This is a genomic window from Archangium minus (genome assembly GCF_044360475.1).
Taxonomy (GTDB): Bacteria; Myxococcota; Myxococcia; order Myxococcales; family Myxococcaceae; genus Archangium; species Archangium minus.
In genome coordinates this window covers 3,965,395-3,982,291 of the sequence record NZ_CP043494.1, presented here as the reverse complement: position 1 = coordinate 3,982,291, position 16,897 = coordinate 3,965,395, and the positions used below count along the sequence as shown (strand labels likewise).

Genomic DNA, 16,897 nt, shown 5'->3' with positions numbered 1-16,897 from the left:
GCGGGGCCAGGGGTCTTCACCGTCCGTCCGTTGAGCAACCACCCGGGCATGGGGATGACAAGAGGCTTGGGGGTGCACCGCCGTCCACCTAGTCTCGCGCTCCCTCGTCTACCCAGGAGTTAATCAATCATGGACTTCGAACTTCGCAACCGCCGTGCCCTCGTCACCGGCTCCACGTTCGGCATCGGCTTCGCCATCGCGCGCGGCCTGGCCGCCGAGGGAGCCCACGTCATCGTCAATGGCCGCAAGACGGAGTCGGTCGACAATGCCGTCGCCCGCATCCGGAAGGAGTTTCCCAACGCCCAGGTCGAGGGCGTGGTGGCCGATGCCGGCACCGCCGAGGGCGCCCAGGCGGTGTTCGCCCGCATCAACTCGGTGGACATCCTCGTGAACAACCTCGGCATCTTCGAGCCCAAGCCGTTCTTCGAGATTCCGGACTCCGACTGGATGCGCTTCTTCGAGACCAACGTCCTGAGCGGCGTGCGCTTCTCCCGTCACTACGCGCCCGGCATGCGTGAGCGCGCCTGGGGCCGCATCCTCTTCATCTCCAGCGAGTCCGCCCTCAACATCCCGAAGGAGATGATCCACTACGGGATGACGAAGACGGCCCAGCTCAGCGTGTCGCGCGGGCTGGCCATCGAGCTGGCCGGCACGGGAGTGACCGTGAACTCCGTGTTGCCCGGGCCCACCAAAACCGAGGGCGTGCAGGACTTCCTCCAGAACCTGGCCCAGGGCAGCGGCCGGTCGCTCCAGCAGACGGAGGCCGATTTCTTCAAGTACGAGCGCCCCACCTCGCTCATGCGCCGCTTCGCCTCGCCCGAGGAGGTGGCCAACCTGGCCGTCTACCTCTGCAGCCCGCGCGCCGCGGCCACCACCGGTGCGGCGCTCCGCGTCGACGGCGGCACCGCCAACTACATCCTGTGAGCGGACCCGCCATGTCCCTGATTCCCAACCTGACCGAAGCCCTGAGCCAACTCGCCTCCTCCGAGACCCTGCGCCGCGCCTGGAGCCTGCTGCGCCATGCTCCCGGAGGTGGAGTCCTGATGGGGCAGATCCTCGGCAACCTGGCCCCCTATACCGGCACCATCCGTCCGGAGGTCCTCGAGCTCGAGGAGGGCTACACCCGAGTGCGGATGCGTGACCGGCGCGCCGTGCGCAACCACCTGCGCTCCGTGCACGCCATCGCGCTGATGAACCTGGGCGAGGTGGCCACCGGTGTGGCGATGATGTCCTCCCTGCCCGAGGGCCTGCGGGGCATCATCACCCACCTGGAAATGGACTACCTGAAGAAGGCCCGCGGCCCCATCACCGCCGAGTGCCGTGCCCCCATCGCCTCGGCCAATGAGCGGCGCGAGTACGACGTCCAGGCGGACCTCACCGACGAGGCCGGCCAGCTGGTGGCCCGAGCCCGTGCACGGTGGCTGATCGGCCCCGCCACGCACTGACCCGAGCCCTTGCGACGCGGGGGTCAGCTCCCCGCGTTCACGCCGGCATCCGTGGGCTCCGTGCCTCCGTCGGGCAGCACGCCACCGTCGCCCGCATCCACGGGCTCTTCGTTGTCGTAGCAGTGGTACGCGTCGGTGCCACCATCCGGGGCGGGCTCTTCGCAGGGCGGCATGCCGTAGCAGGCCATCAACGTGATGGCCGCCACGCTCGCGCTGGCCACGCAGAACAAGCCCTTCAGCATCGCGTTCCCGCGCGGCGCCGACTCGTTCATCGGCGCGCCGCAGTGCACGCAGTCGGTGCTCGCAGGAGGGACGAAACCACGACACTTCTGACAGGAGGAGAGAGCGGACATCGGGACACCTCGTTCCAAAGGCCACCCTGATAGTGGCCGGGTGGGCGGGCCCTCAGCGAAGTGCATGCCACGTCCAACCTCTTGGAGTGACTGGCTTTTTTCATCTCACCGCCATGACATGGCTGTCAGGGGGAGGGGGTTGCGCCCGCTTCTTGCTCTGTCCGAACGTATGTCCATGTTGCGCCGACTCGACGTCAGCCGTCCCGACTACCACCCCGCCTACGTGGTCTGGGAGCTGACCCTCCGTTGTGATCAACCCTGCACCCACTGTGGCTCTCGCGCGGGCACGCACCGTCCCGACGAGCTCACGACGGAAGAGGCGCTGAACGTGGTCCGGCAGCTCCGCGAGATGCGCGCCCGCGAGGTGGTGCTCATCGGCGGCGAGGCCTACTTGCACCCGGGCTTCCTCGACATCCTCCGCGCCCTGAAGGAGGCGGGCATCCGCCCGGGGATGACCACCGGCGGCAGAGGTATCACCGAGCCCCTCGCCCGGCAGATGGCGGAGGCGGGGCTGTACGCGGCCTCCGTCAGCATCGACGGACTGGAGCCGACGCACGACCTCATGCGCGCCGCTCCGGGCAGCTTCGCCTCCGCCTCGGCGACGCTCCGCTTCCTGGGCGCGGCCGGCATCCGAGTGGCCGCCAACACCAACCTCAACCGGCTCAACCAGGTGGACCTGGAGCCGCTCTATGAGCACCTGAAGGGCTCGGGCATCCGCGCCTGGCAGCTCCAGATTACGGCCCCGCTCGGGCGCGCAGCCGACCGTCCGGCCATGCTGCTCCAGCCGTGGGATCTGATCGACTTGCTCCCTCGCATCGCGGCCTTGAAGACACGCGCCTTCGAGGACGGCATCACCCTCATGCCTGGCAACAACCTGGGGTACTTCGGGCCCGAGGAGGGCCTGCTGCGCTCACCTCGCTCCGATGCTGGGGACCACTGGCGCGGCTGCATGGCCGGCCGGTATGTGATGGGCATTGAGTCCAACGGCGCCGTGAAGGGCTGCCCTTCGCTGCAGACGGCGCACTACGTGGGCGGCAACCTGCGCCAGCAGCCGCTGCGTGACATCTGGGAGGGCTCGAAGGAGCTCGCCTTCACGCGCGCACGCACCCAGGACGAGCTCTGGGGCTTCTGCCGCACCTGCCCCTTCGCGGCGACGTGCCTGGCTGGTTGCAGCTTCACCGCGCACTCGCTCTTCGGTCGGCCGGGCAACAATCCCTATTGCCACTACCGCGCGCGGACGCTGGCGAAGCAGGGCCTGCGTGAGCGGTTGACCCCCAAGGTGCCCGCGCCCGGTCAGCCTTTCGACAATGGCCTCTTTGAGCTTATCGTCGAGCCACTCGACGCTCCGGACCCTCGCCCGCCCACGCCTCGGGAGTTGGTGAAGAAACGAAAGTGGGCCGAGGCGCGTACTTCTTGATGCGCCCTCATCCAAGGCATGCTGACGGCTCCTGCAGTCGGCCCCGGAGGTTTCCATGACGTCACCCGTGTTCGGATTCGCCGATCTGCACTGCCACATGATGGCGCACCTGGGCTTCGGCGGGCACGTGCTCGCCGGGTTTCCGGATGGCGATATCGAGAAGGCGCTTTCCCGCTGTGACGTCTTCCCTCATGGGAAGTGGGGCCTCGGCAATTTCGGGCGGGGCTGGTCCGTGATGCAGCCCTTCCTCGAGGGCGGACTGGGCCACGGCCCCTGTGGCCATGGCACCTATGCCGACTGGCCCACCTTCGCGACGCTCGCCCACCAGCAGGTCTTCGTGGACTGGCTGAAGCGGGCGCACGACGGAGGGCTGCGGCTGTCATGCAGCGTGGCCGTCAACAACGAGCTGCTGGCGGAGCAGTTCGGCTACCCCGACAAGGACGAGAGCTCCATCGAGAAGCAGATGCGCGAGCTGCGCCGCTTCACCGAGCGGCACTCGGACTGGATGGGCCTGGCGCTAAGTGCCTCGCAGGCCCGCCAGCTCATCGCCTCCGGCAAGCTCGCCGTGGTGGCCGGTGTGGAGGTGGACTCCCTGGACAGCATCCTGGGAGACCGCTCGGAGCTCAACCGCCAGCCGCTCTCTCTGGAGCGGCTTCCCCGCATCCTGCGCTGGCTCCGCGACCTGGGCTTCCGGATGATGACGCCGCTGCACCTGGCCAATAACAGCTTCGGTGGCGCCGCCGTCTACGACGACAAGTTCAACCTGCTGAACCACTTCCTGCGTGGGCGCTACTTCGACGTGAAGGGAAACCCCAGCGTGGGATTCCGGCTCGGGCAGGACCTGGACACCCAGAGCAAGGCGGCCATCGCCTTCTACGAGTTGATGAAGCGGGCCCACTACCCGCATGGCTACGCCCTCAACGCCCCAGGCCAGGGCCACGTCAACCAGCTCGGGCTCACGCCCGCGGGCGAGGCCTTCCTGCGTGAGGCCATGCACCAGGGCTTCATCCTCGACGTGGAGCACATGTCCGAGCGCTGCACCGACGAAGTCCTCACCCTGGCCGAGCAGACGGGCTATCCCGTCCTCGCCTCGCACTGCGCCTTCCGCGAGCAGGGCCTGTCCGCCCAGGAGACGAGCCGCAAGGCCAAGCGCGCGAGCGAGTACATGAAGACGCGCGACCAGGCGCGGCGCATCCTCGAGCTGGGCGGGATGCTGGCTCCCATCACCCACCAGCACGAGCTGAAGGACTTCCCTGGCAGCACGGTGGAGAATGACTGCGCGGGCTCGTCCAAGACGTGGGCACAGTCCTACCAGTACGCCCTCTCCGTGCTGAGCGAGGTGGGCCGCGGCGGCGTGGCCATGGGCACCGACTTCAATGGCCTCAACCAACAGCCAGGGCCTCGTTATGGGCCCCACGCCGCCCACGGGTTGCAGGACGACGCGCTGCGAATCAAGCGACGTCCCGTCCAGCAGATGCTGCAGCGGAACAAGCCTCCCCTGCCCTACTCGGGCACCATGTACCGCACGGACGCGCCCTTCGTGAAATCACGCGCCAACACGCGCGAGTTCGACTTCAACACCGATGGGCTGGCCCACATCGGCCTGCTTCCGGACTTCATCCGCGACCTCGTCCACGTGGGTCTGACTGACGCGCAGCTCAACCCGCTCTTCTCCTCGGCCGAGGCCTTCCTCCAAATGTGGGAGGCCTGCGAGTCCCGAGGCGCGGCCCTCACCGCGGGCGAGCTGGTGGACGCGGCGATCCCCCGGCTCGCGACGAAGAGCTCCTAGAGCACGGCACTGAGCCTCATCACCGGCGGCGGTTGAGCCTGGCGCGAGTGTTCGCCTCTCCCTGGGAGCCGGGAGCCGCGCTCGTCCAGGACGTCTGGGGCGCTATCTCCTCGCCATGCTCACGCGCGCCGGTGTTCGCCTGTCCCTGCGTACCGGGAGCCGCGCTCCGCCTGCCCGTCTGGAGTCCAGTGTCCTTCTCGGTGTTCTTCGACATGCTCATGAGGTCCCTCCTCCCATGTCTGACTGTCCCAGGTCTTCTTTGTGAGAACCCCTGGAAGCACGCCTCTGTTTCCATCCATGCTCCCCACTGGAAACGATGAGCGCTCGGCGTCTCGCAAGCTCCTCGGGAATAGGGAAGACCGCCAGGTGTCTTGCCTGTGCTCCAAGCCCATCGATTCCCGACCCATGACGACATCCCGAAGGCAGTTCCTCCAGTTCTCCCTGGCCGCGACCGCTTTGGCGGCATGCAGCCCTGGTCTGCGCGCCGCGTCCGGAGAGGGCCGCGCCACCTCCAAGAAGAAGATCCTCGTCCTCGGTGGGACGGGCTTCCTCGGCCCGGCGTTCGTCACCGCGGCCCAGGCGCGCGGACACACGCTGACACTCTTCAACCGCGGCAAGACGCGGCCGGAGCTCTTTCCGGACGTGGAGAAGCTGCACGGAGATCGGGACCCGAACAAGGACGAGGGCCTGAAGGCGCTCGAGGGTCGCTCGTTTGACGCCGTCCTCGACACCTCGGGCTACTTCCCGCGCATGGTCCGCGCCTCCGCGGAGCTGCTGGCCCCCCACATCGGGCAGTACCTCTTCATCTCCAGCGTCTCGGCCTACGCGAAGAACGACACGCCCCACGCGGATGAGAGCGCCGCGACCGCGACACTCGCCGACCCCAACGTCGAGACGATGGGCAAGAACTTCGAGAACTACGGCGGACTGAAGCGCGCGTGTGAGGAGGCCGCGGAGAAGGCCATGCCGGGCCGCGTCACCGTCGTTCGCCCCGGCTACATCGTCGGCCCCGAGGATCGCTCGGACCGCTTCACGTACTTCCCGCTGCGCTACGAGCAGGGCGGCGAGATGCTCGCCCCGGGCAGCCCGTCCGATCCGCTGCAGATCATCGACGTGCGAGACCTGGCCGAGTGGCTCGTGCTGCTGGTCGAGCGCAATACCACCGGCATCTTCAACGCCGTGGGGCCGGAGAAGCCCTGGTCCATGGGCGAGATGTTCGCGGCCTGCAAAGAGGTGACGGGCAAGGACACGAAGCTCATCTGGGTCCCCGGAGAGTTCCTCCTGAAGAACGGAGAGGACGGCGAGGGCGCCCTCCCCATCTGGGCACCGGCCTTCGGCGCCTATGCCGGCATGCACCTGCGCAGCAACACCCAGGCGGTGAAGGCCGGGCTGCGGTTCCGCTCGCCGGTCGACACCGTCCGGGACACGCTCGCGTGGTTCAAGAGCCAGCCCGAGGAGCGCCGCGGCAAGCCACGCGCTGGGCTCCCTCCCGAGCGCGAGGCGGAGCTGCTCTCACTCTGGGCCCAGGCGCAGGGCAAGTAGCCACCTGCTGAGCCGCGGCTCCGGCATTTCACCCCAGCAAGCGGGCGGCCCCCGTGCCGCCCTCCCGGAGCACGGCGATCCCAAGGAGCCCTCGTTGCCGCTCCGCGAGGGAGCCTCACCTTTGCGCGAGTCACTCTTTTTGGAGGCAAGCGCATGGCGAACACCGATGTCGAGACGCTCAACTCCTTCCTTCGCGGGGAGATCTCCGCGGTAGAGACCTACCGTCAGGCCATCGGTCACGTGTCGGATGACCGGATTCGCAGTCAGCTGGAGGACTGCCTCCACGACCACGAGCACCGGGTGGAGTCCATTCGCGAGCGCATTGAGAAGCTGGGCGGGACGCCCTCCGAGGGCTCCGGCCTGTGGGGCACCTTCGCGAAGCTGGTGCAGGGTGGCGCCGATATCCTGGGAGAGAGGGCAGCCGTCCAGGCGCTCGAGGAGGGAGAGGATCACGGCCTCGCGGACTACCAGCGCGATCTGGGCAAGACCCACGGAGAGGCCCGCCGCCTGGTCCGGATGGAGCTGCTGCCCGCGCAGAAGCGCACCCATGAGCGGCTGAGCCGCCTCAAGAAGACCCTGCACTGACGGAGACGCCGTGTGGAGAGGAGCGCCCCCCTGAGGCGCTCCTCGTCCCGGGCCCTGTACACTCCACCCGATGGAGAGCCCTCGGCCCAAAGTCTGCCCACGCTGTGGTGAGCCTCGCATCCTCGCGCCGGAATGCCCGAGGTGTGGCGTCCTCTATGCCAAGGCGGAGGCCCGGGCCGCGCAGCTCGCCGCCCAGAGCGCGCCACCGGCTCCCGCCCTGGAGGAGCCCCAGACGCTCGCCGCCCTGCCCCTTACCGAGCCCGAGCGCCCTCCCCACCTCCTTCCAGAGAGCCCCTCCTGGGGCGGGGAGTTCGAGGAGGCCCGGCACGAGCTGCGGCTGCGCCTGTTCGCCCTTCCCGTGGCGTTGGTTGTGGCCTGGCTGCTCGTGAAGAGCCCGATGTGGGGGAGCCTGCTTCGCATGTTCCTCTCCATGTGGATTCACGAGCTGGGCCACGCCGTCACCGCCTGGTTCTGCGGCTTCCCCTCCATCCCCGGGCCGTGGGTCACCCGGACTGGGGAAGAGCGCTCCACCTTCGTCTTCTTGCTGCTGGCCGTCCTGCTCGGGGGGCTCGCCTTCCGCGGCTACCTCCTCCGAAACCGGCTCCTGATGATCGCGGGCGCCACGGGGCTCGTCCTCCAGTTCGTGGGCACGGTGGTGCTCTCTCCCTGGAAGGCCCGGATGCTCATCATCTTCGGAGGAGATGGCGGCTGTCTGGTGCTCGGAAGCTTCCTGATGACGACCCTCTACGCACCCAGGGACTCCTCCCTGCGCCAGGGATGGCTCCACTGGGGATACCTGGCCATCGGCGCCGCGGCCTTCATGGATGCCTTCGAGGAGTGGTGGGCCGCGCGAACGGACTTCGAACGGATTCCCTTCGGGGAGATGGAGGGCGTTGGGCTGAGCGACCCCTCCAAGCTCGTCGACGTGTACCACTGGGACGAGCTGGCGCTGATCCACCGCTACAATGGGCTGGGGCTGGCCTGCCTGGCCGCGCTCGCCGTCGTCTATGGGGTGGGGCTGTACCGAGCCCGCGCCGAGCTGCGCGCGCAGGAGCACCCGCCCGGCGCCTGAAAGACGCCGGGATGCGACTCAGGAGCCGCGGGTCTTCCCCAGCGAATGCGCGCCGGGAACTTCCGCCAACGCCTGGATGGACTGGATGCGCCGCTCCGCCTCCTGGGCATCGAGGAAGATGTGCAGCATGTCGCGGATGCTCGGCAGCGCCCGGGCCAGCGACGCGGGGGTGAGCAGCTGAGGCTCCACCCCGGCCTTCCGGCAAGCGCGCGTCATGGTGGAAGGAGCGATGACGGGCGACAACCCGCAGCGCGCCACCAGCGCGTCGAAGAGGGAACCGTGGGCGCCTCCGACGGAGGGCGCGGGAGCGGTCGACACCGCGGGAGCCACGTGCGTCACCTGGGCGATCGGGGCCACGGCATGGGTATGGGGGAGGTGGGGCGTCGCCAGCGAGCCGGACCCCGAAGCGGATTGCTCGGACTCCGCCCGACGCCGCAGCTCGGTGCGCACCTGCGCGCGGAGCACCTCGATGTCCTCCGTCTTGGAGCAGAAGGCATCCACCTTCACCGCCAGCGCCTCGGAGATGAGCTTCGCGTCGAAGCCGGCCGTCAGTCCCACCACGGCCACCTGTGCCGTCGCCGGCAAGGATCTCACGGCGCGCACCCAGTCCGGGCCCTCCAGCCCCGGCATCTCCAGGTCCAACAGGATGCAATCCACCGGCTGGGCCTCCAGCAGCCGCATGGCATCCTCTCCGGACTCGGCGATGATGACGTCGTGGCCATCCTTGCGCAGCGCGTCCGCGGCGCGGTGGCGGAAGTCGATGCGTCCGTCCACCACCATCACCCGGCGACGCCGGCCGGCCGACACCAGCTTCGGCGTCCCATCCGCCTCCGGCACCTGGGTCAGCTCGTGGGCGCGCCGCACCACATACGCCGAGTCGTAGGGCTTGCCCACATAGTCATTGGCGCCATGTGACAGGCCCTTGAGCCGCTGCATCACCGCCGCCTCGGTGGACAGCATCAACACGGGCAGGTGCGCGGTGCGAGGCGCTCGGCGCAGCTCCTCCAGGAGCTCCACGCCCTCACCATCCGGCAGCAGCATGTCCAGGATGACCAGGTCGAACTCACTCTCGCTCAGCGCCTTGCGAGCAGCCCCAAGGCTCTCACACAGCGTGGTGCCGAACCCCGCGGCGCTCAGCACCCCGCGCATGTCCGCCCGGACCGTCGCGCTGTCGTCCACGATGAGCACACGTGCCTTCATGCCGTTCCTTCCCTGGCGCCCGCTCGCGCGAGAGCCGTCAGCAGGGGTGGGATGTCCGTCAGCCCCACCACATGCTGTGCCGCCCCCAGCCGGATGGCCTCCCGGGGCATGCCGAATACCACGCAGGTCGATTCATCCTCCACCACTGTCGCCGCACCCGCGCGTCTCAATGCCGCCAACCCCTCCGCCCCGTCCCGTCCCATGCCCGTCAACAAACAGCCGATGGCGGCCGCCCCCAGCTCCCGAGCCACGGACTCGAAGAGCTCGTCCACCGAGGGCCGGCACGAGTGCCGCTCCGGCCCATCCACCACCCGCAACCGCCCACCCTTGACCACGAGGTGCCGGTTGCCCGGCGCCATCCGAACATTCAACCGACCCGGTAACGGTAGCAACTCTCCGTCCACCGCGTTGCGCACCGATAGTCCACTCTGCGCCTCCAGCCACTCCGCCATGGCGGTGTCGAAGTGCTCAGTGATGTGCAGCACCAGCAGCACCGGCAGCGGAAAGCCCGCTGGCAGAGAGCGGAGGATGTGGCGCACGGCGGCCGGACCACCCGTAGACGCCCCCATGACAAGCAACCGAGGGGGCACCGAAGGCGCCGACACCCTCGGCGGAGGGTGAACCTCCTCTGGGCGCAGCCGGGCTCGGACATGGGTGATGACCCGTACCCGCGACGCCACCCGCACCCGCGACAACAACATCCCCATCCACTTCGCGTCCAAAAGGCCCGAGGGCTTGTCCACCGCGTCCACCGCCCCCGCGGCCAGCGCATCCATCGTCCGCAGGCCCTCGGTGCGATTCTCAGCCGCTGAGAGAACGACAATCGGGGTGGGACAATGGGCCATGATGAGCTCGGTGGCCCGCAGCCCATCCACCTTCGGCATCACCAGGTCCATGGTCACCACATCCGGACGCAGGCGCTGGCACTGCTCGAAGGCCTGTTGACCATCGGAGGCCTCGCCCACCACCTCACACGAGGTGTCGAACGCGAAGGCATCCGCCAGCCGGCGGCGGACTGTCAGCGAGTCGTCAACGATGAGGACCCGCAGACGGTTCACGTGGACCTCCGAGAGGAGGCCGTCAGGCGGGCGACGGTGTCCAGGAAGCCGTGCTGCTGGAACTCGCCCTTCACGATGTAGGCCGACACCCCCGCTTCCCGGCCGCGCCGCTTGTCCTCCTCTGTCGCCAGCGAGGACACCATGAGGATGGGCAGGGACTGCAGCGCGGGCGTGGAGCGGATGCGACGGGTGACATCCAACCCCGTCATTCCCGGCATCTCCACGTCGACGATGAGCAGGGAGTGGCCGCCGCGCTGGGCCTTCTCCAAGCCCTCCTCGCCGGAGGCGGCCAGCTCCACCTGATAGCCGGCGGCCTCGAGGATGCTCTTCTCCAGCATGCGGGTGGTGACGGAGTCATCCACCACGAGGATGAGGTGCCGCTGCACGGGGCGCACCTTGGGAGGTCCGCCCGAGGAGCCCGCCTGCACCAGGCGAACCAGACCGGCCGCATCCAGCAGCAGCAGGGGCACGCCCTGCTCGTCGAAGCTGGCACCCGCCACCACCGGCAGCGGGGGCACCGTCGCGGGCAGGGGCCGACTCACCCGGCGGGAGATGCCCAGCAGCTTCTCCACTCCTAGAGCAGCCCGGCCCGCCGCACCCGCGTCGAGCACCAGGACAGACCAGGCCCGAGGCCGCTGTCCACCCGCGCGCCCCAGCGCATCCACCAGGGGGAGGAAGGGCAGCACCTCGCCCGCGAAGGAGATGCAGGCGCGAGCCCCCGTCCAGGTGACAGCCTCGGCCGGCAGGTGGATGGCGCCGTTCAGGGCCTCCAGGGGAACCAGCAGCCGCTGCCCGCCCGCTTCCACCCCCAACACCTCCAACGAGGCCAGCGTGAGGGGTACCTCCAGCGTGATGCACGTCCCCTGCCCAGGTCGGGAGGAGATGTTCACCTCGCCCTTGAGCCGGCGGACCGTGTCCCGCACCACGTCCAACCCCACGCCCCGGCCGGACACCTCGGTGACGGCTCGCGCCGTGCTGAAACCGGGCTGGAAGAGCAGCTCCAGCAGCCCCTGCTCGTCCAGGGCATCCACCTCGGAGGCGGTGACCACGCCACGCTCCACCGCCACCTGGCGAATCCGCCCCAGGTCCACGCCGCGCCCGTCGTCCTCGCACAGGAAGAAGACGCGTCCGCCACGCCGCTGGACCTTCACCGAGAACCGGCCCGTGGGCGACTTGCCCGCCGCCCGCCGCTCATCGGGCATCTCCAGCCCATGGTCCACCGCGTTACGCACCACGTGCACCAGGGCCTGACGGACCGCCGCCAGCACGTGCCCGTCAATCTGGATGTCGCCCCCTTCCGCGGTTACCTCCACCTGGCGACCCAGCGAGGCAGCCGCGTCGCGAGCGGCCAGCTCCATCGGTCCAAAGAGCGTCTGCGCCGGAACGAGCCGCAGGGTGTTGGCCCCGTCCCGAAGCCGCGCCAGCTCCGACTCCACCTGCCCCAGCCCGCCGCCGAGCTGCCGCCCCGCCTTCACCAGCGAAGAGCGCAGGCTCTCGGTCACGGCCAGGACGCGAGACAGCCACCGAGCCCGCTCCGCGGGCGAGCCACTGGAGGCCACCGGCGCGGTGAGCTGCGCGATGAGGCTGCTGGCACCATGCTGGGCTTGCGTCAGCGACTCCACCGCCCCGCGCAGACCGCCCAGCTGCACCACCGCCTCGGACAGACCCTCCAGCAGCGTGTCCAGCCGCTCCAACTCCACGCGCACGACCTCGGAGGAAGGACCCTCCGGGATTGCGATCGCGGGAGCCCCCTCCTGAGACTGGTCCTGTTCCTCTTGGGCGGGAGCGGGCGCCGGAGCCTCCAGCTCGTCCAGCGCTTCCGCCATCTGCCCCACGAGGCGTAGAAACTCGTGCACGCTGTCAACGGGCAGGGAGGCGCCGGTGTTGCGGTAGGGAGACAGCGCATCCTCTACCGCGTGTGCCATCTCCGCCATGCGCACCTGGCCCACCACTCGCGCGGCGCCCTTGAGGGTGTGCGCATAGCGGAAGAGCTCCGGCACGGCCTGCGCCCCCCCTTCACCATCGGCCAGGGAGAACAGGCCCTGCGTGAGCTGCTCGATCAGCTCCCGGGCCTCGATGCGAAAGTAGCGGTAGGGATCGCTGTCCAGGCTCATGAGGCGCGCGAATCGATAATGGCGTTGAGCTGCTTGGAGAGTTCAATGAGCCGGGTGGCCGTCTGCAGCGTCTGCGCGGAGGTGGACTCGGCCTGACGCGCCGTCTGAGCCACCTCGAGGATGGCGGTGCTCACCTGCTCCACCGCCGTCGTCTGCTGCTGGGTGCTCAGCTCGATTTCCCGCGCCACATCCAGGTTGGCGCGCACCAGCTCCGCGATGTGCCGGAAGCTGCCCGCCACATCGGTGAACTGCCGGGCGCTGCCCTGCACCGCCTTGGAGCCGTCCTCGGTGGCCATGATGGTGGTGTTGGAGGCAGCCCGAATCTCATCGATGAGCACGCGGATGTCCTTGGTGGCGCTGCCCACGCGGTCCGCCAGCTTGCGGATTTCCTCGGCCACCACGGCGAAGCGCTTGCCGTGCTCTCCCGCCCCGGCGCTCTCGATGGTGGCGTTGATGGCGAGGATGTTCGTCTGCTCGGCCAGCTCGTTGATGATGTCCAGGATGCCGCCGATCTCCTGCGAGCGCTTGCCCAGCTCCAGCATGTGGTTGACGATGGCGTCCACCTGGCGGCGCACCGTGTCGATGGCCTCCTGGGCCTGATGCACCGTCTCGTTGCCGGTGCGGGCGGCGCCGGCCGTCTCGTCCGCCACACGGGCCACCTGCTGTGCGCTGGAGGCGATCTGCCGCGAGGTGGACAGCAGCTCCTTGACGGTGGTGGAGATCTCCGTGGTGGCCGAGGCCTGCTCCCGCGCGCCCGTGGCCTGCTGCGAGGCCGCCGTCTGCAGCGCGGACGAGGAGTCCTGCACCTGCGCGATGGCCGAGCCGATCTTCTTCTGCAGGCCAACGCCCACCAGGGTGGCGGCAAACACAACGAGGAGGACCGCCACCACACCGCCCCCCTTGTAGAGCCCCTCGAACGCATCCGCGTCGCGCTCGAGCTGGGCCTCGCGTGCCGCGAGCAGCGTCAACTCCGCCTGACGCAGCTCCTCCACCTCTTTCCGGATGGAGTCCATCAGCGTCCTGCCCTCACCGGTGTTGATGTCGGCCAGGGCGGCGTCGAAGCCCTGGGTGCGACGCAACTCGATGTTGGCCTGCAGGCTGGCCAGCTTCTGCATGAGGAGGGGACGCAGCGCCTCCAGGCGCCCGGCCTGCTGGGGGTTGTCGGCGACGAGCGCGCGCACGCGCTCGAACTCCACCTCCAGCTCACGCCGCGCCTCGATATAGGGCGCAAGGTAGGACTCGTTCCCCGTGAGGATGTAGCCCCGGTGCCCCGTCTCCGCGTCCTTGGCGCTGGAGAGGACTCGCTCCAGTCCATTGATGACCTGGTGGGAGTGAGCCACGGCGGTGGCGGCGCCCGTGAACTCCCGGGTGCTCCTGAGAGCCATGAAGACGAAGAGGCCGATCAGCACCACCACCATGGAGACCGCGGCGGCGAACTGCCGAACCAGCGTCCATTTCGAGAACATCTTCATCCTCTCCCCTGCTGGAGCGCGGAGGCGTCCTCCAGCAACTTTCTCACGAGAGAATCGACATCGAGCACCGGCAGCGGGGGCACGTCCGGAAGGAGAACACTGGTGCTCAGCAAGGGGTGAGTGGCGGAGCTACCCCCGGGCCGCATCTGCTCCGAGGTGGCACGCATCTGCCCCTCGAACCCCGCCGCCGCCAGCCCCACGCGCCGGGCCCCACCGGCCAGCAGCAGCCAACGCGGAGGCTCACTGGACTGCAGGCCCAGCAGCGCCGCCAAATCGTGCACGGCGATGAGCTGTCCCCGGAGCCCCGCCAGCCCCAGCAACGAGGCCGGAGCACCCGGCAGGCTCACCAGGCGAGGCATGAGGTGGAGTCCGGAAAGCTGTCCCAGCCGCACGGCCAGAGGAGCGCCGCCCACGCGCAGCCGCAGCAGCGCCTCACCGGGCTCCTGCCGCGGAGGGGGCGGACGAGAGAAGGAGGAGTCGAAGCTGTCACGCAGCTCGTCCAGCCGCAGTGCCACCCGGGAGCGAGGCAGACTCATGGAACCTCCGTACAGGCCTGCAGCTCCTGCAGGACCACTTGCATCAGGCCATGACGGCCGAAGCCACCACCAAAGAGCGACAGGTACAGGGGCTTCTCCTGGGGCAACAAGGAGAGCGCCATGCGCAGGGAAACCCGGGCCTCGACCACGTCACCGGCTCGGCGTGCCAGCGTCCCCGCGCGCAGCTGGCCCAGCGCGAAGGTGGGATCTGCGCGCACGGAGGCGACGTACCGGCTGCGGGCACCCACCTCGTCTCCGAACTGCTCCAGACACAGCCCCAGGAGGTAGTGGGCCGGGGCCTCCGTGCCGCTCGCCGCGGCGAGCTGCCGGCCCAGCTGCTCGGCCTGTCCCAGGCGCCCGGCGTGCAGGTGCAGCACGGCGCGCAGCAGCAGGGCCTTGGGTTGCGAGGACTGGGGCAGCGACTCCAGGAGCGTCCAGGCCTCGGTGTAGCGCTCCGCCGAGAGCAGATGCAGCACCCCGTCCACCCCGTCTGGCGCAGGCGCCGGTGCGGGAGGCGTCACCACCGGCAGCGTCACCTGTGACTGCGTCCGCTGGAGGGCCACAGGCTGAGCCATGGCCAGGGCCGAGGAGGTGGGCTGAGCCGGTTGCCGCAGCCGGTAGTAGAAGGCATCTCCCCCGCGCAGCAGCTCGAAGTCATCGGAGATGCCGCGCAGCGTCTCACTGGGCCCAAGGAAGAGGTAGCCGCCAGGGACCAGCGCCTGGGCCATGCGGGCGATGATCCTCCGCATCGCCTCGGGCGGGAAATACAGCATCACATTGCGGCAGAGGATGGCGTGGAAGGAGCCCGGGGCCCAGAAGGCGGGGGCCTCCTCCATGAGGTTGCGCTCCTCGAAGATGACCTGGTCGCGCACCTGCGGCCGGAGGGAGAAGCCCTCGGGAGTGCGCTGAAACCACTGCTCGCGCATGGCGAGCGGCACGGCACGCAGCGACCAGGGCGAGTAGCAGGCCCGGCGCGCATGGGAGATGGCGCGAGGGTTGACGTCGATGCCGAGGATGCGGAGTCGGGAGGAATCCACACGGCCGCGCTCGCGAGCGAGGAGAGCCACGGAGTACGGCTCCTCCCCGGAGGAGCAGCCGGCACACAGCACGCGGATGTTGGGCGCCTGGCGCAGGAAGGTGGGCAACACCTGATCCACCAGCGTCTCAAGCTGAGTCGGGTGGCGCAGGAAGTACGTCTCTCCCACGGTGAGCCGCTCTGCGAGTGCCTTCCACTCCTCCTGCTGTGAAGAAGCGGAGGCCAGCTGCTCGAGGTAGCGCTCCACACCCGTCCCGGCGGCTCGCTCGGCGAGCAGGGGCTCCAACTCACCCCACTGAGCCTTGTCGTAGAACAGGCCCAGTCGCTGTTCCACGAGCGCAACGAAACGCGCCAGCGCGGAGCGAGAAGACTCGGCGATCACGCGCCCCCCTGTCCGGAGGACTTCTCCAGGCGACCCCAGAGCTCCTCGGGCAACAGGCGGGAAGCTCCCAGCACGGCCAGCAGGCGGCCATCCAATGAGCCCAAGTGCTGGAGGTGACCAGTGGCGGTAGCCTGCAACAGAGGGGGCACGGCCTCCAGAGAGCCCTCCTCCAGCCAGCGCAAGCCGCGCACCTCATCCACCTCGAGCGCCACGCGCCCCTCGGGCACACGCAGCGAGACGAAGCGCCGGCCGTCGCTGGCCTGCGCCAGGCCTCCGCCCAGCAGCGTCGTCAGGCTCACCACCGGAGCGGGCGTGCCGCGCATCACGCACACTCCCCGCACAAACGACGGTGCCGCGGACACCGGGGCAACCGGCAGCGGCCTCATCGTCTCCTCCACTTCCTCGAGCGGCAGCGCGCACATCCACTCCTGCGCCCTCACCACGAGGAAGCAGCGCGACCCCTGCCTGGGCATGACTCCCCCTTCGGGTTCGAAATCCACGCAAATCATGCACCCTCAGCATATGTCAAGGCGAGGGCCGACCGCGCCCAATGCCCGCCTGGACGGTGCGACCCCCCCCCGGCAGCGCTGGCGCGAGGAGCCACCCTACCGTGGCCAACGTACCCAGACACACCCCCGAGCACACCCGCGCGGAAGCCGCTCAAGCCACGCCCACTTCCTGATTCCACGGCACATCCACCGACGGCTGCACGTTGAATCCAGACGGAAATTTGGCATCAACGCGAAACCCACTTCACTGCACGGAGTGACATGCAAGCCTTTCCGTGAATAAACGAGACCACCAAGCGACTAAGCCTCGACATTTCCCGAGCTTTCCCCATACTTGGGAATCACCGGGTAGGCGCGGTCGGACAAGGGCTCACACCCACCTGCCCT

Annotated in this window: 16 protein-coding genes; 7 read left to right on the top strand and 9 right to left on the bottom strand. The window is 69.0% G+C overall.

What is annotated here, in order from left to right; translation table 11 throughout:
- The first annotated feature begins 129 nt into the window (after nt 1-129).
- Together F0U60_RS16475 and F0U60_RS16470 are read left to right on the top strand one after the other, a co-directional pair.
- A complete protein-coding gene (locus F0U60_RS16475) occupies nt 130-924 on the top strand; it encodes an SDR family NAD(P)-dependent oxidoreductase (protein ID WP_395820565.1) in 795 nt (264 codons plus the stop codon).
- 11 nt (nt 925-935) lie between these two features.
- Nucleotides 936-1,445: a hotdog fold domain-containing protein gene (locus tag F0U60_RS16470; RefSeq protein WP_395820562.1), complete on the top strand. Its 510-nt coding sequence runs from the start codon at nt 936-938 to the stop codon at nt 1,443-1,445.
- Between the two features lie 23 nt (nt 1,446-1,468).
- On the opposite strand, the gene F0U60_RS16465 is transcribed toward F0U60_RS16470, so the two are convergent.
- Nucleotides 1,469-1,798: a hypothetical protein gene (locus F0U60_RS16465; RefSeq protein ID WP_395820559.1), complete on the bottom strand. Its 330-nt coding sequence runs from the start codon at nt 1,796-1,798 to the stop codon at nt 1,469-1,471.
- Between the two features lie 175 nt (nt 1,799-1,973).
- On the opposite strand from F0U60_RS16465, the gene F0U60_RS16460 reads away from it, so the two are divergent.
- Together F0U60_RS16460 and F0U60_RS16455 are read left to right on the top strand one after the other, a co-directional pair.
- Nucleotides 1,974-3,215, top strand: a complete 1,242-nt coding sequence (locus F0U60_RS16460) for a radical SAM protein (RefSeq protein WP_395820555.1) — start codon at nt 1,974-1,976, stop codon at nt 3,213-3,215.
- Between the two features lie 55 nt (nt 3,216-3,270).
- Nucleotides 3,271-5,004 (top strand): membrane dipeptidase, encoded by a 1,734-nt coding sequence (locus tag F0U60_RS16455; RefSeq protein WP_395820552.1) that lies wholly within the window; start codon nt 3,271-3,273, stop codon nt 5,002-5,004.
- A gap of 19 nt (nt 5,005-5,023) precedes the next feature.
- Here the strand turns inward: F0U60_RS16455 and F0U60_RS16450 are convergent, their stop codons facing one another.
- A complete protein-coding gene (locus F0U60_RS16450) occupies nt 5,024-5,224 on the bottom strand; it encodes a hypothetical protein (protein WP_395820549.1) in 201 nt (66 codons plus the stop codon).
- 185 nt (nt 5,225-5,409) lie between these two features.
- Between F0U60_RS16450 and F0U60_RS16445 the strand changes: the two genes are divergently transcribed.
- The 3 genes from F0U60_RS16445 to F0U60_RS16435 all read left to right on the top strand — a co-directional run bounded on the left by F0U60_RS16445 (nt 5,410) and on the right by F0U60_RS16435 (nt 8,203).
- A complete protein-coding gene (locus F0U60_RS16445) occupies nt 5,410-6,546 on the top strand; it encodes an NAD-dependent epimerase/dehydratase family protein (RefSeq protein ID WP_395820546.1) in 1,137 nt (378 codons plus the stop codon).
- A 153-nt stretch (nt 6,547-6,699) separates the two neighbouring features.
- The gene (locus F0U60_RS16440) at nt 6,700-7,131 is read left to right on the top strand and encodes a DUF2383 domain-containing protein (protein WP_395820544.1); all 432 of its coding nucleotides are present in this window, start codon (nt 6,700-6,702) and stop codon (nt 7,129-7,131) included.
- A gap of 70 nt (nt 7,132-7,201) precedes the next feature.
- Nucleotides 7,202-8,203 (top strand): hypothetical protein, encoded by a 1,002-nt coding sequence (locus F0U60_RS16435; protein ID WP_395820541.1) that lies wholly within the window; start codon nt 7,202-7,204, stop codon nt 8,201-8,203.
- An 18-nt stretch (nt 8,204-8,221) separates the two neighbouring features.
- Here the strand turns inward: F0U60_RS16435 and F0U60_RS16430 are convergent, their stop codons facing one another.
- Genes F0U60_RS16430 through F0U60_RS16400 form a run of 7 tightly spaced genes read right to left on the bottom strand, consistent with a single transcriptional unit; the run spans nt 8,222 to nt 16,474 of the window.
- On the bottom strand, nt 8,222-9,403 hold the full coding sequence (locus F0U60_RS16430; protein WP_395820539.1) for a PleD family two-component system response regulator: 1,182 nt from the start codon (nt 9,401-9,403) through the stop codon (nt 8,222-8,224).
- Nucleotides 9,400-10,461 carry a chemotaxis-specific protein-glutamate methyltransferase CheB gene (gene cheB, locus F0U60_RS16425; RefSeq protein WP_395820536.1) on the bottom strand — a complete coding sequence of 354 codons (1,062 nt, stop codon included), beginning with the start codon at nt 10,459-10,461 and terminating at the stop codon, nt 9,400-9,402. Before cheB ends, F0U60_RS16430 begins: the two co-directional genes overlap by 4 nt.
- Complete coding sequence (locus F0U60_RS16420) at nt 10,458-12,575, bottom strand: response regulator (protein WP_395820533.1); 2,118 nt, start codon at nt 12,573-12,575, stop codon at nt 10,458-10,460. Before F0U60_RS16420 ends, cheB begins: the two co-directional genes overlap by 4 nt.
- Nucleotides 12,572-14,047 carry a CHASE3 domain-containing protein gene (locus tag F0U60_RS16415; RefSeq protein ID WP_395820531.1) on the bottom strand — a complete coding sequence of 492 codons (1,476 nt, stop codon included), beginning with the start codon at nt 14,045-14,047 and terminating at the stop codon, nt 12,572-12,574. Before F0U60_RS16415 ends, F0U60_RS16420 begins: the two co-directional genes overlap by 4 nt.
- Nucleotides 14,044-14,583 (bottom strand): chemotaxis protein CheW, encoded by a 540-nt coding sequence (locus F0U60_RS16410; protein WP_395820528.1) that lies wholly within the window; start codon nt 14,581-14,583, stop codon nt 14,044-14,046. Before F0U60_RS16410 ends, F0U60_RS16415 begins: the two co-directional genes overlap by 4 nt.
- Nucleotides 14,580-16,001: a CheR family methyltransferase gene (locus F0U60_RS16405; protein ID WP_395820525.1), complete on the bottom strand. Its 1,422-nt coding sequence runs from the start codon at nt 15,999-16,001 to the stop codon at nt 14,580-14,582. Before F0U60_RS16405 ends, F0U60_RS16410 begins: the two co-directional genes overlap by 4 nt.
- On the bottom strand, nt 15,998-16,474 hold the full coding sequence (locus tag F0U60_RS16400) for a chemotaxis protein CheW (RefSeq protein ID WP_395820522.1): 477 nt from the start codon (nt 16,472-16,474) through the stop codon (nt 15,998-16,000). Before F0U60_RS16400 ends, F0U60_RS16405 begins: the two co-directional genes overlap by 4 nt.
- Nucleotides 16,475-16,897: the final 423 nt, after the last annotated feature.

Coding starts and splice junctions, on each gene's coding strand:
- F0U60_RS16475 (WP_395820565.1), top strand. CDS start 130: ATGGACTTCGAACTTCGCAACCGCCGTGCCCTCGTCACCGGCTCCACG.
- F0U60_RS16470 (WP_395820562.1), top strand. CDS start 936: ATGTCCCTGATTCCCAACCTGACCGAAGCCCTGAGCCAACTCGCCTCC.
- F0U60_RS16465 (WP_395820559.1), bottom strand. CDS start 1,798: ATGTCCGCTCTCTCCTCCTGTCAGAAGTGTCGTGGTTTCGTCCCTCCT.
- F0U60_RS16460 (WP_395820555.1), top strand. CDS start 1,974: ATGTTGCGCCGACTCGACGTCAGCCGTCCCGACTACCACCCCGCCTAC.
- F0U60_RS16455 (WP_395820552.1), top strand. CDS start 3,271: ATGACGTCACCCGTGTTCGGATTCGCCGATCTGCACTGCCACATGATG.
- F0U60_RS16450 (WP_395820549.1), bottom strand. CDS start 5,224: ATGAGCATGTCGAAGAACACCGAGAAGGACACTGGACTCCAGACGGGC.
- F0U60_RS16445 (WP_395820546.1), top strand. CDS start 5,410: ATGACGACATCCCGAAGGCAGTTCCTCCAGTTCTCCCTGGCCGCGACC.
- F0U60_RS16440 (WP_395820544.1), top strand. CDS start 6,700: ATGGCGAACACCGATGTCGAGACGCTCAACTCCTTCCTTCGCGGGGAG.
- F0U60_RS16435 (WP_395820541.1), top strand. CDS start 7,202: ATGGAGAGCCCTCGGCCCAAAGTCTGCCCACGCTGTGGTGAGCCTCGC.
- F0U60_RS16430 (WP_395820539.1), bottom strand. CDS start 9,403: ATGAAGGCACGTGTGCTCATCGTGGACGACAGCGCGACGGTCCGGGCG.
- F0U60_RS16420 (WP_395820533.1), bottom strand. CDS start 12,575: ATGAGCCTGGACAGCGATCCCTACCGCTACTTTCGCATCGAGGCCCGG.
- F0U60_RS16415 (WP_395820531.1), bottom strand. CDS start 14,047: ATGAAGATGTTCTCGAAATGGACGCTGGTTCGGCAGTTCGCCGCCGCG.
- F0U60_RS16410 (WP_395820528.1), bottom strand. CDS start 14,583: ATGAGTCTGCCTCGCTCCCGGGTGGCACTGCGGCTGGACGAGCTGCGT.
- F0U60_RS16400 (WP_395820522.1), bottom strand. CDS start 16,474: ATGCCCAGGCAGGGGTCGCGCTGCTTCCTCGTGGTGAGGGCGCAGGAG.